The organism is Parasphingorhabdus sp. (assembly GCF_041748495.1).
Classification (GTDB): Bacteria; Pseudomonadota; Alphaproteobacteria; order Sphingomonadales; family Sphingomonadaceae; genus Parasphingorhabdus.
The window spans coordinates 23,224-35,413 of the sequence record NZ_JBGTDD010000070.1 but is presented as its reverse complement, the minus strand read 5'-3'; the positions used below and the strand labels follow the sequence as shown (position 1 = coordinate 35,413).

Sequence of the window (12,190 nt, the reverse complement as noted above, 5' to 3'; positions counted from 1 at the left end):
GGACCAGGATGCCGTCATCGAGAAAGTCGAAATCAACCGCGACCTTGGTCAGCGCCAGCGGATGGCACAGCGGAATCAGTTCGCTGGTCTTTTTCGCCGCCATGATGCCGGCGATCCGGGCGGTGGCGAGCACGTCGCCCTTCTTTATCGCGTTGGTCCTGATCGCCTCCAATACCTCCGGATTCATGCTGATCCGGCCCTCGGCGCGCGCCTCGCGGACGGTGTCGGCCTTGCCGCCGACATCGACCATATGGGCTGCGCCGTCGCCGTCGATATGGGTCAGTTTGCTCATTCTTTTCCCGTCAGCAGCAGCCGTGTTGCCGCCTCCACATTATCCTGCCGCATCAGAGATTCACCTACCAAAAAGGTGCGGGCGCCGGATTGCGACAGGCGCTGGCAGTCTGCATGGGTGAATATGCCGCTTTCCGAGATCATGATCCGGTCTGCGGGTACCAGTCTGGCCAGCCGTTCGGTCTGTTCCAGGCTGGTCTCGAAAGTCTTGAGATTGCGGTTGTTGATGCCGAGCAGCGGTGATTGCCGCTTGAGCGCGCGTTCGAGTTCGGCCTCGTCGTGCACCTCGATCAGGGCGTCCATGCCGAGAGCCAGGGTTTCGGCCTCGATTTCGGCGGCGAGACCATCGTCCAGCGCCGCCATGATGATCAGGATCGCATCGGCGCCCAGCGCCCGCGATTCCGCGACCTGCCAGGGATCAACCATGAAGTCCTTGCGCAGGCAGGGCAGGTCGACTGCGGCGCGTGCGGCGACCAGATAGTCGTCCGTTCCCTGAAAATAGGGCGCATCGGTCAGGATCGACAGACAGGCGGCGCCGCCTGCCTGATAGGCCCGCGCGTGGGCAGGAGGATCGAAATCCTCGCGGATCAGGCCCTTGGACGGGCTGGCTTTCTTGATCTCGGCGATCAGCGCGAAGCCGGTTGCCGATTTGTTCCGGATCGCTGCGGCAAAACCGCGTGGAGCGGCCTGCCGGCTGATGTCATCGCGTATAGTGGCGGTGGAAACCTCCGCCTGCCGTTGCCGGACATGGTCCCTTTTGACCGCGCATATTTCGTCGAGCTTGTTCACTGGTTGGCGATCCAGCAACCGAGCATCGCGTTGGCCAGACCCTTGTCGAGCGCTTCTGCGGCTTCCTCGACCCCGGCTTCCCAGCTGTCGACTTCTCCGGCGACCATCAGAGCGGCCGCGCTGTTGAGCAGCACGGCGTCGCGATAGGCCGAACGGTCGCCGAGCAGCAGCGCCTTGAGCGCCGCGGCATTATAGGCAGGATCGCCGCCTTTGATCGCCTCCGCAGGATGACGGGTCAGTCCGGCATCCTCAGGGGTGATACGGCTGATCGTGACAATGCCCTTGTCGATGATCGCGACCCGGCTGGGACCGGAAATGCTCAGTTCGTCGAGGCCTTCCTCGCCCGAGACGATCATCGCCTTTTCATAGCCAAGTTGCCGCATCGCTTCGGCATAGGTTTCGACCAGTGCAGGCGACGCCACGCCGATCAGCTGGCGCTTGACCCGGGCCGGATTGCACAGCGGACCCAGCAGGTTGAAGATGGTCCGCCGGCCAATCGCCTTGCGGATCGGGGCCAGCGGGCCGAGCGCCGGATGATGGTTCGGCGCGAAGAAAAAGGCGATGCCGATGTCGCGGAGACTGCCTTCGCCATTGGTCGCTGCTTTTGCCAGATCGAGTCCAAGCGCTTCCAGCGTGTCGGCCGCTCCGGATTTGCTCGACGCGGCGCGGTTGCCATGTTTGGCCATGGGAATGTCGCAGGCGGCCACGACCAGCGCGGTGGCGGTGGAGATGTTGAGGCTGTGGCTGCCGTCGCCGCCGGTGCCGCAGACGTCGATCGCATTGTCGGGCGCGTCGACGCCGATCATCCGGGCGCGCATCTCGCTGGCGGCGGCCGCGATCTCAGTCGCCGTCTCGCCCCGGTCCGCTAGGCCGACGAGAAAGGCGGTGATGTCTTCGGCCGAACAGGAGCCGTCGAACAGCGATGCAAAGGCTTCGCGAGCAGCTCCTTCGGACAGCGGACTGGCGGGATCAGGCAAGGTCATGCCGCTTCCTTCACTTCGATCCCGGCGATTGCCAGAAAATTTGCGAGCAGGGCGTGGCCATGTTCCGTGGCGATACTCTCCGGGTGGAACTGCACGCCGTGGATCGGCAGGCTTTCATGGCGGAACCCCATCACCGAGCCATCATCGGCGGTCGCATTGACCGGCAGACAGGCGGGGATATCCTCGACAATCAGCGAGTGGTATCGGGTTGCGATATAAGGCGAGGGCAGTCCGGCAAAGACTCCGCTGCTGTCATGGGTGACCGGCGATGTCTTGCCGTGCATCAGTCCGCCGCGCACCACCTTGCCGCCGAAATGCTGGCCGATGCTCTGGTGACCGAGGCAGACGCCAAGCAAGGGCTTGCCGGCATCCGCACAGGCCGCGACCAGGTCGAGCGAGATGCCAGCCTCATTGGGGGTGCAGGGCCCGGGGGAAATCAGAAAGGCCTGCGCATTGGTTCTGATCGCCTCGCTGGCGGTCAGAGCGTCATTGCGCTCGACGCGCACCTCTGCGCCCAGTTCCATCAGATAATGGACCAGGTTGAAGGTGAAGCTGTCATAATTGTCGATGACCAGGATCATGCAAGGCTGCCTAGTGGCAATTTCCCGACAGGCCAAGTGATTCTGCGAAGGCTTTGATGTATGAACGCGCGGTGATAGGGAAATTGGCAACATCCCGTTAGCACTGAGCCTGTCGAAGTGCGATGTGCGTCGATAGGCGTCCTTCGACAGGCTCAGGACCAACGGATTTAGGAACTATCTGTCTGGAGAACCATCATGGGCGAACCCGTCACCGTCAATATCCCGCACAATCTCGGGGTGGCAGAAGCCAAAAGCCGCGTCGGCAGCGGCATTCACACGTTGAGCGATATCATTCCCGGGGCCAGCCTGACCGATCATCACTGGGAGGGCGATCATTTGCACTTCACGCTGGAGGCGGTTGGCCAGCGGATTATCAGCGAAATGCAGATTCGGGAGAACGAGATTTATGCCATTTTCGATCTGCCACCGGTGCTGGCGATGTTTGCCAACAAGATAAAGGCGAAACTGCAGAAGGAAGCGCCGAAGATGCTGGACAAGGGACCTGGCGACTGAGCCCTTGTTCGAAAGTCCTGCCGCAATTTGGGTGTATCGCAACGATAATCTGTTAAGCCTGTTTCCATGAAAGACCATTTCGAACGCCACAAACAGCCCTGGACCAGCGAAGAAGTGCAGAAGCTGCATGCCTTTGCCAAAAAGGGAATGACGCTAAAAGCCATTGCCAAGGCGCTGACCCGCAGCGAAGAATCGATCCGGACCCGGTGCAAGTCCGACAAGCTCAAGATTGCGAAGAAGAGGTGAGACGGGCCGACACCCAGCAGGGGTAGGCGCGGTCTGGGTTCAACCGTTCCCGACAAATGGCACGCTATTAGCCGACACATCCGGTCACTGACCGAAGCCCACGTCCCGCGACCGATTCACCGCCTCCTTCGCCGCTGCCAGCAAGGCTCCGGCCTTGGCTTCGCATTCGGCCTGTTCATAAGCCGGGTTGCTATCCGCGACGATGCCGGCACCCGCCTGAACGTGCAGCATGCCGTCCTTCACAATCCCCGTCCGCAACACGATACAGCTGTCCATGCTGCCGTCCGGTGAAAAATAGCCGACGCCGCCGGCATAGGCGCCGCGGGTTTCGGGTTCGAGTTCGGCGATGATCTGGCAGGCGCGGACCTTGGGCGCGCCGCTGACCGTGCCGGCCGGGAAGCCGGCAAACAGCGCGTCGATCGCATCCTTGTCCGGCGCCAGCTGGCCGACGACATTGGATACGATATGCATGACATGGCTGTAGAATTCGACCGTATAGCTGTCGGTCACTTCGACGCTGTGCGCCGTTGCCACCCGGCCGACATCGTTGCGGCCCAGATCGAGCAGCATCAGATGCTCGGCCCGTTCCTTGGGATCGGCCAGCAGGCTTTCCCTGTTCGCCTTGTCCTCGGCGGCATTCCTGCCGCGCGGGCGGGTACCGGCGATCGGACGGATGGTCACTTCGCCATCGCGCGCGCGGACCAGGATTTCCGGACTCGAGCCGGTGAGGGCAAAGCCGGGCAGGTCGAGAAAGAACAGGAAGGGCGAAGGATTGATCCGGCGCAAGGCGCGGTAGAGTTCGATCGGGGGCAGGGTGAAGGGTGTGGTGAAGCGCTGGGCCAGCACCACTTGGAAGATATCACCCGCCTCGATATAATCCTTGGCGCGCAGCACCATCTCGGCATATTTTCCAGGCGCGAGCTTCGGCGTAAAGCTGATTTCGGTGGGGATTGCCGCGGTGCTTCTGGATAGTTCGCCCATCTCGGGACGAACGGCCTGGGAAAGATTTCGTGCCACCTCATCGAGCCGCTCTTCTGCAGCGGCGATCTTGGCGGGTGCATTGCCAGCCGTTTCGGGCCAGACCGGTGCCACCAGGAAAAGTTCATCGGCCAGGCGATCGAAAATCAGGATCACCGTCGGCCGGACGAACAGCATATCGGGCAGGTCCAGTTCGGATTGCGGTGCGCGGGGAAGCTTTTCGACCAGACCGATCGTCTCATAGCCAAAATAGCCGACTAGACAGGCGAGGGCGCCGGGCAATTCCTCCGGGACCTGCATCCGGCAGTCTTCGACCAGACGGCGCAGCGCGGTCAGGCTATCGTCATCTTCCGGTGTGAAATTCTGCTGGTCGTTCAGCCAGTCACGATTGATCGCGGCCTGCCTGCCATCGGCGCGGAAGAGCAGATCGGGTGCCAGACCGATCAGGCTGTGCCGGCCGCGCGTCTCGCCGCCCTCGACCGATTCCAGCAGGAAATCGCCGCGACCTTCTTCCATCAACTTCAACGCCGCGGAGACCGGTGTTTCCGTATCCGCCACCTGTCGTCGCCAGATCAGCGCCGGCTTGCCGCTATCCAGTGCCGCGCGCGCTGCCTCGGTGCCGAAACTGCCCGCCATGCAGGTGTCAATTACCGCCGAGCAGCTGGTTTTTCACCGTCGTGAGCGTATCATTGTTGCGCTCGACCCCGACATCGGCCTTCATTGCCTCGATGAACTGGGCGGTATATTCGTTGCCGAACACCTGCTTGAACTGCGCCCTTGTGGCGCGAAGCAAATCATCCCGCTTCGAGGCATCGCCGCGATTGAGCTTGTCGAGAACAACCACGAACCAACCCTGATCGCGCGGTGCCGCCAGGGACTTGGCCGTGCCTTGCGCCATACTGAACATCAGGCTGAGCGGTGCGGGGACCTGTCCCTCCTGGCTTTGTCGCGCGAGATCAGCCCGTGTCGCGCTGATCCGTTCGGGGTTGGGCAGGGTCACGCCGGCATCGGCGACCGCTTTCGACAAAGATGTGCCGCCGCTGACCGCTTTCGCAATCTTGTCTGCCACGGCCTTGGCTTTTTTCGATCCCATTTCCAGCAGATAGTCGCGAGTCACCAGTTGCTCGATCTGCGCCAATGGTGGCGGCGCAGCGGGAGTGATATCAGACACGTCGATCGCGGCATATTGCTGACCGGGGATGATTTCGACAACCTGCGGATCTGAATCTTCCTCCACCGCAAAGGCAATCGGCAATATCCGTTCCATTTCCGGGATGGGCCGGTAATCCCGATCATTCGGGTTCTGGCCATTGGCGAGAAGCGCCGGGGTGGATTCCAGCTTCAGCTGTTCCGCCTTGGTGATATCTTCCAGCGTCGCGCCGTCAGCAAATTCATCTTCCAGACGGACAGTCAGTTCGGCCATGGCTTCTTCGATTTTCTTGCGTGTCAGTTCGCTGACGATTTCGGTGCGGACCTGGTCCAGCGTGCGTGCGGGAGTTTGCTTGATATCCTCGACCTTGACAATGTGCCAGCCAAGAGCACTCTGGGCCGGTCCCGCAATTGCCCCCGAACGTGCGGTAAAGGCGGCATTGGCGACCGACTGGGATGCACTTCCGGCGAACGCGGTCTTGCTGACCGAACCCACTTCGGCAGCGGACAGCCCGACTGATCGTGCGGCCTGATCGATCGAGGTGCCGCTCCCAATCTTGTCGGCCAAGGCCTTGGCTGCAGCCTGGGTCGGTACGATGACCTGACGCAGGTTACGGGTCTCGCTGGCTGAGTAGCGGTCCTTGTTCAGCTTATAATAGCCCGCGATCTCATTCTCGCTGGGCTTGATCTTTTCGTTGAATCGGGACCGTTCGAAAAATGCGTAACGGATCGTCCGGCGTTCGGGAATAGTGTAGCGCGAAGCATTTTTGGCGTAAAAGGCCGCAACCGCTGCCTTGGCGGGCTCGCTATCGTCGATAAAGGCAACCGAGGGAATGGTTGCGATCTGCCCTTCGCGCGATTCCAGCAGCAAGGAAGCATATGGAACGACCAGCTTTTGCGGCACCGCCGCGCCGAATCCCGCTGCCGTCAGGAGCTGGTCGGCCAGCAGGTTGCGGGTGAAATCACTGCGCAACTGGCTTTCGTTTATGCCCTGTTGCTGCAAGGCGCGCCGGAAATTTTCTTCGCTAAACCGGCCATCTGCACCCTGAAAGGCCGGGATGCTCGCGATTTCTCCATCGACCAGGCGCTTGCCGGCCGCCATGCCGTATTTGCTACCGAAGTCGGCAATCGCAAAGCTGTTGATCAGCCTTTCCAGCACATCATCAAAGCCGCCATCATTGATATAGGTCTTGAGATCGAGCGCGGTATTTTCACGTTGCTCGCCGCGAAAGGCGTTGTTGACCGACTGGCTCAGTTCCGCCGTGGTCAATTTGCTATCACCAACCTTGGCCGCTGTTCCCGAGCCCGTGACTCCGCCAAAGGTGCCGCTGCTCGACACGTCCGCGGTGGCAAAGGCAATGGCGATCAAGCCGACGAAACAAAAGGTCAGGAAAAGGCCCAGCTTCGAAGCAAAAATACGGCGGAAAAAACTGATCATGAAAGAGATGTTCCATAGCGGGAGTGGGATTTGCGCTTGCTTTAGGCGGCTTGGCTTTGTGGTTCAAGCAAAAGACTGCGGAAGGAAATTGGCAAGCGGAAGGATTTTTGTTAGCGGACCGAATTCAGAAACAGAAAAGGCTCAGGCTATCATGGCAAACCGCAAATATATTGTCGGCAATTGGAAAATGAACGGACTACGCGCGCAGCTTTCGGATATTGCAGCGATTGCGGCCATCGCGGCCAATCATCAGGATGCCGATGTCGGTATCTGCCCGCCGGCTACGCTGATTGCAGCCGCCGCCCAGGCCAACCCCGGTTTCGCCATTGGCGCGCAGGATTGCCATTTTGCCGAGAGCGGTGCCCATACCGGATGCCTGTCGGCGGCGATGCTCAAGGAAGCCGGGGCAAGTTTCTCGATCCTGGGACATAGCGAACGCCGTGCCGATCAGCAGGAAGGCGATGCCGAAGTGAAGGCCAAGGCCGAGGCGGTCCATGCTGCAGGCATGGGTGCGATTATCTGCGTGGGGGAAACCGAGGAGGAGCGCGATGCCGGTCAGGCGATAGAGATTGTCACGGTTCAGCTGGCACGATCCTTTCCCGCGCGCGCCAGCGCGGACTGGCTGACGATCGCCTATGAGCCGGTATGGGCGATCGGTACGGGCCGGGTACCCGAGGCTAGCGATGTCGCGGAAATGCATGCCGCGATTCGGGCGAAGCTTGGGGGTCTGATGAGCCAGGGGAGCGACGAAGTGCGGATATTGTATGGCGGGTCAATGAACGGCAGCAATGCGGCCGAGTTGCTGGCGGTTGCCAATGTCGATGGCGGCCTTGTCGGCGGGGCGAGTTTGACGGCGGCCAAATTCGGGTCGATTATCGAGGCCGCTGCGGCCAGCTAGCCAGCGCGAGGCCAAAGCTTCTTTTGGCGTGCTGAATTTTACAATCCGTCGCCGTAAAGTCTGTTCGGTAGCGGTTCGGCTGTTCCTGCGGTACGGATCAATATCAAGCCGAGCCTGTGATGGGAGATTTTCATCGCTTGAACTCGGACGGGTCAATCGCTATGTGCGCTGCACGTTGGAGCGCTTGCTCGCCACATTAGTTCGGAAAATCCATGTTTCTTTTTCTCACCGTCCTTCAAGCCATTGTCGCCGCCATGCTGGTGGGCGTCATATTGATGCAGAAATCCGAAGGCGGCGGACTGGGTGTCGGCGGCTCGCCTTCCGGCATGATGTCAGCGCGCGGCGCATCCGATCTGCTGACACGAACCACCGCTGTCTTGGCCGTATTGTTCGTGGCCTTGTCGATCACGCTGGCGGTTCTGGCCACTGCGGAAGGCAAGACCGAATCGATCGACCAGAGTCTGCAACGGGATATGAGCGCACCGGTTTCCGGCCCTGCTGACGACGTACCCCTGGTCGGTGACGATCCGCTGGCAGCGGCAGCGGCCGCCGCCTCGGAAGAGGAAGCGCCGGCAACCAGCTCGGATGGCGCCGTTCCACTGGACCAATAAGACTTTACCAGGCATTGACTAGATAGGCGTCGACTGACCCAGATTTTCATGAATCTGGCGATGATGGGCCAGTTGTGCCGGATGATCCGATCCCCGGCGGCACATCCTTTTCGAAACCGGAATAATATTTATTTCACTTTTCCGGATTCGCGGGATTGCCATATGTGGGGATAACGCCTTAAGCCTTTCCTCCCATGGCGCGATATATTTTCATTACCGGCGGTGTGGTTTCCTCTCTTGGCAAAGGCCTGATGGCGGCGAGCCTCGGCGCGCTGCTGCAGGCTCGCGGTTTTTCCGTGCGAATCCGGAAACTCGACCCCTATCTCAACGTTGATCCGGGCACGATGTCGCCTTATCAGCATGGCGAAGTCTATGTCACCGACGATGGCGCCGAGACCGACCTTGATCTGGGCCATTATGAACGTTTTACCGGCGTTCCGTCGCTGCAGTCCGACAATGTCACATCGGGCCGGATCTATCAGTCGATCATCACCAAGGAGCGTCGCGGTGACTATCTGGGTGCGACCGTGCAGGTCATCCCGCATGTCACCGACGCGATTCAGGAATTTGCCGAAGACAAGCTCGACGGCATCGATTTCGTCTTGTGCGAAATCGGCGGAACCGTCGGCGATATCGAAAGCCTGCCGTTCATCGAGGCGATTCGGCAATTGCGCAACAAGGTCGGCCGGGAAAATGCGATTTCCGTGCACGTCACTCTGGTGCCTTATATTGCCGCTGCAGGGGAATTGAAAACCAAGCCAACCCAGCACAGCGTCCGTGAACTGACTTCGCTGGGGATTCAGCCGGATATTCTCCTGTGCCGCTGTGAGCATCCGCTGCCCGATACCGAGCGCGCCAAGATTGCCCAGTTCTGCAATGTCAGCAAGGAATCGGTGATTCCGGCGCTGGATGCGAGCAATATTTACAATGTGCCCCTGCAATATCATCGGGAAGGTCTGGACAACGAAGTGCTGCGTGCCTTTGGCATAGTCGACGCGCCGGAACCCGATCTGTCGCGCTGGTATGATGTCATGGAACGGATCGAGCATCCGGAAGGCGAAGTGATTGTCGGCGTGGTCGGAAAATATGTCGGACTTCAGGATGCCTATAAATCACTTCAGGAAGCGCTTTTTCACGGCGGCCTGGCCAATCGGGTGAAGGTACAGGTTCGCTGGCTGGACGCGGAACTGTTTGAAAATGAAGAAGATCTGGCGTTGAAGCTGGAACCGCTTCATGCGATTTTGGTACCCGGCGGCTTTGGTGAACGGGGCAGCGAAGGCAAGATCGGTTCGGTCAAATTCGCTCGCGAGAATGATATTCCTTTCTTCGGCATCTGTCTGGGTATGCAAATGGCCTGCATCGAGGCCGCCCGCAATCTGGCCGGGATCGATACGGCATCGACCACTGAATTTGGAGAAACCGAAGAGCCGGTGGTCGGGCTGATCACCGAATGGATGACTGAGGAAGGTCTGCAAAAGCGTGAAGCTGGCGGGGATCTGGGCGGCACGATGCGACTCGGCGCTTATGACGCCATCTTGCAGCAGGGATCAAAAATCAGCGAAATTTACGGCAGTCGCGAAATCAGCGAACGCCATCGCCACCGCTATGAAGTGAACAAGGGCTATGTCGAACGGCTCGAGAAAACCGGTTTGATCTTCTCGGGCATGTCCCCTGATGGCGAGTTGCCTGAAACCGTCGAAAGGCCCGATCACAGCTGGTTTGTCGGCGTCCAGTTCCATCCGGAACTCAAGAGCAAACCATTCGATCCGCACCCGCTTTTCGCGTCTTTCATCGCCGCGGCCCTGCAGCAAAGCCGTCTTGTCTAGGCGTCTATAAAGGTCGAAACGGGCGAGATCGGGCAGATGTCGAATCTGTCCAATCTATTTTACGCGGATTGTCTAATGTCATGGCTATGCCGCATAAGGGGGTTATCGACAGCTCCCGGACAAGGCTGAGGAACGGGAACAGTGAAAGCGGAGCAACTGGCAAATATACTGGCTGAGCATAGCCTGTTTGCTGATTGTGACGAAGCCGAGCTGGCGGACCTGATATTGCGTGGGCATTTTTTGCAATATGAGAAAGGGGATGAATTGATCATGCAAGGCGATCCTGGAAACTCGCTCCTGATATTATTGTCGGGCAATGCGCGGACCAGCATGATCGCCAGCAATGGCCATGAAGTCGTTCTGGACTATGCGGAAGCAGGGCAGGTTTTGGGTGAAATCGCCCTGCTTGACGGTGGCGAGCGGACGGCCAGTGTGACCGCAATCGAGCCAACATCGGCGCTTTCGATCACGCGCGGCGCGTTTGAAGAAATCCTGGCGAAGCACAAGAATATGGCGCTGCGGCTGCTGAAAGTCATGGCCAAGCGGATCCGGACGGCCAATAGCATGATCGAGGGCGATCGTGCTTATACCTCAGGACCGCGTCTGGCGCGCTATCTGCTGCGGCTATCCGTGGTCGGTGCAGACGAAGGGCGCTTGAAACTGGACCTGAGCCAGAGCGAACTCGGCAATTTTGCCGGAATGTCGCGTGAACATATTAATCGGCAGCTGTCCGCCTGGTCGGAAAACCAGATTGTGGCAGTGGAAAGCGGAAAGGTCCGGATATTGGACCATGCGATGCTCTCCCATATTGCCGAAGCAGATTCTTGACGGGAATTGGCCTTTTGCGACCCGGGCTAATTATCGTCGAGAGTGACACCAAGCGGGTGTCAGGGGCAGTCGGATCCTCATCCGGCTGCCCCATTTTATTGCACCAGTAAAAAAGGCAGCCAGATCACTCTGGCTGCCTCGGATTTTGGTTGAAAGGCCGGCTCAGGCGGCCTTGTCTTCTCTCTTTTCACGCTTGTCCGCGATCTTGGTGACATTGTCGCCCTTGTTGATCGCAATGGTCTGTGGCCGCATGGCTTCCGGGATTTCCCGGACCAGATCGATCACCAGCAGGCCATCGGCCAGAGTGGCATTGTCGACGCGCACGAAGTCGGCAAGTTCGAAGCGCCGCTCAAAATTGCGGTTGGCGATGCCCATGTGCAGATATTGTTTGCCTTCACTGTCATCGGCTTGCTTGTTGCCGGCGACGAGCAGCAAATTCTGCTGGGCGGTGATATCGATTTCGTCATCCTTGAAACCGGCGACGGCGAGCGTGATCCGATATTGATCTTCGCCGCTACGTTCGATGTTGAACGGCGGGTAATTTTCGGATTGCTGCGCGCGGGCATTATTTTCAAGAAGATCGAACAGCCGGTCAAACCCAACGGTTGAGCGGCGGTAAGGGGTAAAGTCAAAACGATTCATATCTATATCCTCCTCAATCGAGCAATGTAAATCTGGACCCGCACATGCGGCATCCGGTTCGTTGGCGTGAAACCCATAAGGCGCTTCACATCACTAAAGATATGCTCAGTTTTCTGGATTTCAAGAGGAAGAAAAGCTTTGTCTTTCAGCGGGTTGAAAAGTTTTTTGGCATAAAAAAACGCCCGGATGCCGATAAGCACCCGGGCGAAAATGGTGACGAAAGAATTCGTCCCCTGTTTTCCTTTCCTATTCGACGCCGCTTGTCCCCCAACAATTGGCGGAACCGGAAAAGGATCCCTGAACCATGACCCGCTAAACGAGATGTTTGATTCTGTAACCATCTCTGGTCGCATGACTTATATTTGTCATGAGAAAATTGGAGGGTTTTCAAAGATTGATCCGCGCTTGTGTCATATC

14 protein-coding genes are annotated in these 12,190 nt (G+C 58.9%); 6 read left to right on the top strand and 8 right to left on the bottom strand.

The features are described 5' to 3' along the window. The 4 genes from ACEW8J_RS05895 to ACEW8J_RS05880 all read right to left on the bottom strand — a co-directional run. The coding region (locus ACEW8J_RS05895) for a cyclic pyranopterin monophosphate synthase MoaC (protein WP_373490716.1) at positions 1–292 on the bottom strand (292 nt) is incomplete at its 3' end. Further along, positions 289–1,080: an indole-3-glycerol phosphate synthase TrpC gene (trpC, locus tag ACEW8J_RS05890; protein WP_373490715.1), complete on the bottom strand. Its 792-nt coding sequence runs from the start codon at positions 1,078–1,080 to the stop codon at positions 289–291. The genes trpC and ACEW8J_RS05895, both read right to left, overlap by 4 nt. Then, complete coding sequence (trpD, locus tag ACEW8J_RS05885; RefSeq protein WP_373490714.1) at positions 1,077–2,063, bottom strand: anthranilate phosphoribosyltransferase; 987 nt, start codon at positions 2,061–2,063, stop codon at positions 1,077–1,079. The genes trpC and trpD overlap by 4 nt, the downstream gene beginning before the upstream one ends. Further along, complete coding sequence (locus ACEW8J_RS05880) at positions 2,060–2,644, bottom strand: aminodeoxychorismate/anthranilate synthase component II (RefSeq protein ID WP_373490713.1); 585 nt, start codon at positions 2,642–2,644, stop codon at positions 2,060–2,062. The genes trpD and ACEW8J_RS05880 overlap by 4 nt, the downstream gene beginning before the upstream one ends. 195 nt (positions 2,645–2,839) lie before the next feature. Between ACEW8J_RS05880 and ACEW8J_RS05875 the strand changes: the two genes are divergently transcribed. Both ACEW8J_RS05875 and ACEW8J_RS05870 read left to right on the top strand, forming a co-directional pair. Further along, positions 2,840–3,157, top strand: a complete 318-nt coding sequence (locus tag ACEW8J_RS05875; RefSeq protein ID WP_373490712.1) for a polyhydroxyalkanoic acid system family protein — start codon at positions 2,840–2,842, stop codon at positions 3,155–3,157. Positions 3,158–3,223: 66 nt separating this feature from the next. Further along, positions 3,224–3,403, top strand: coding sequence for a hypothetical protein (locus tag ACEW8J_RS05870; protein ID WP_373490711.1), 180 nt, complete (start codon positions 3,224–3,226; stop codon positions 3,401–3,403). Positions 3,404–3,487: 84 nt separating this feature from the next. Here the strand turns inward: ACEW8J_RS05870 and trpE are convergent, their stop codons facing one another. Continuing rightward, on the bottom strand, positions 3,488–5,017 hold the full coding sequence (gene trpE / locus ACEW8J_RS05865) for an anthranilate synthase component I (RefSeq protein ID WP_373490710.1): 1,530 nt from the start codon (positions 5,015–5,017) through the stop codon (positions 3,488–3,490). Between the two features lie 7 nt (positions 5,018–5,024). Continuing rightward, positions 5,025–6,968, bottom strand: a complete 1,944-nt coding sequence (locus ACEW8J_RS05860) for a SurA N-terminal domain-containing protein (protein WP_373490709.1) — start codon at positions 6,966–6,968, stop codon at positions 5,025–5,027. Positions 6,969–7,119: 151 nt separating this feature from the next. On the opposite strand from ACEW8J_RS05860, the gene tpiA reads away from it, so the two are divergent. The 4 genes from tpiA (at position 7,120) to ACEW8J_RS05840 (ending at position 11,131) form a co-directional block, all read left to right on the top strand. Continuing rightward, a complete protein-coding gene (gene tpiA / locus ACEW8J_RS05855) occupies positions 7,120–7,866 on the top strand; it encodes a triose-phosphate isomerase (RefSeq protein WP_373490708.1) in 747 nt (248 codons plus the stop codon). A gap of 212 nt (positions 7,867–8,078) precedes the next feature. Further along, the gene (gene secG, locus ACEW8J_RS05850; protein ID WP_373490707.1) at positions 8,079–8,477 is read left to right on the top strand and encodes a preprotein translocase subunit SecG; all 399 of its coding nucleotides are present in this window, start codon (positions 8,079–8,081) and stop codon (positions 8,475–8,477) included. Between the two features lie 194 nt (positions 8,478–8,671). Beyond that, complete coding sequence (locus ACEW8J_RS05845; RefSeq protein WP_373490706.1) at positions 8,672–10,303, top strand: CTP synthase; 1,632 nt, start codon at positions 8,672–8,674, stop codon at positions 10,301–10,303. A gap of 141 nt (positions 10,304–10,444) precedes the next feature. Then, on the top strand, positions 10,445–11,131 hold the full coding sequence (locus tag ACEW8J_RS05840; protein ID WP_373490705.1) for a Crp/Fnr family transcriptional regulator: 687 nt from the start codon (positions 10,445–10,447) through the stop codon (positions 11,129–11,131). A gap of 162 nt (positions 11,132–11,293) precedes the next feature. Here the strand turns inward: ACEW8J_RS05840 and ACEW8J_RS05835 are convergent, their stop codons facing one another. Beyond that, a complete protein-coding gene (locus tag ACEW8J_RS05835) occupies positions 11,294–11,773 on the bottom strand; it encodes an Hsp20 family protein (protein ID WP_373490704.1) in 480 nt (159 codons plus the stop codon). 2 nt (positions 11,774–11,775) lie between these two features. Continuing rightward, the gene (locus tag ACEW8J_RS05830) at positions 11,776–12,114 is read right to left on the bottom strand and encodes a hypothetical protein (RefSeq protein ID WP_373490703.1); all 339 of its coding nucleotides are present in this window, start codon (positions 12,112–12,114) and stop codon (positions 11,776–11,778) included. Positions 12,115–12,190 lie beyond the last annotated feature (76 nt).

What these genes read in the sequence shown, in the direction of transcription:
- ACEW8J_RS05835 (WP_373490704.1), bottom strand. Translation starts at nt 11,773, where the DNA reads ATGAATCGTTTTGACTTTACCCCTTACCGCCGCTCAACCGTTGGGTTT.
- trpE (WP_373490710.1), bottom strand. Translation starts at nt 5,017, where the DNA reads ATGGCGGGCAGTTTCGGCACCGAGGCAGCGCGCGCGGCACTGGATAGC.
- tpiA (WP_373490708.1), top strand. Translation starts at nt 7,120, where the DNA reads ATGGCAAACCGCAAATATATTGTCGGCAATTGGAAAATGAACGGACTA.
- trpD (WP_373490714.1), bottom strand. Translation starts at nt 2,063, where the DNA reads ATGACCTTGCCTGATCCCGCCAGTCCGCTGTCCGAAGGAGCTGCTCGC.
- ACEW8J_RS05860 (WP_373490709.1), bottom strand. Translation starts at nt 6,968, where the DNA reads ATGATCAGTTTTTTCCGCCGTATTTTTGCTTCGAAGCTGGGCCTTTTC.
- ACEW8J_RS05880 (WP_373490713.1), bottom strand. Translation starts at nt 2,644, where the DNA reads ATGATCCTGGTCATCGACAATTATGACAGCTTCACCTTCAACCTGGTC.
- ACEW8J_RS05830 (WP_373490703.1), bottom strand. Translation starts at nt 12,114, where the DNA reads ATGGTTACAGAATCAAACATCTCGTTTAGCGGGTCATGGTTCAGGGAT.
- secG (WP_373490707.1), top strand. Translation starts at nt 8,079, where the DNA reads ATGTTTCTTTTTCTCACCGTCCTTCAAGCCATTGTCGCCGCCATGCTG.
- ACEW8J_RS05875 (WP_373490712.1), top strand. Translation starts at nt 2,840, where the DNA reads ATGGGCGAACCCGTCACCGTCAATATCCCGCACAATCTCGGGGTGGCA.
- ACEW8J_RS05870 (WP_373490711.1), top strand. Translation starts at nt 3,224, where the DNA reads ATGAAAGACCATTTCGAACGCCACAAACAGCCCTGGACCAGCGAAGAA.
- ACEW8J_RS05845 (WP_373490706.1), top strand. Translation starts at nt 8,672, where the DNA reads ATGGCGCGATATATTTTCATTACCGGCGGTGTGGTTTCCTCTCTTGGC.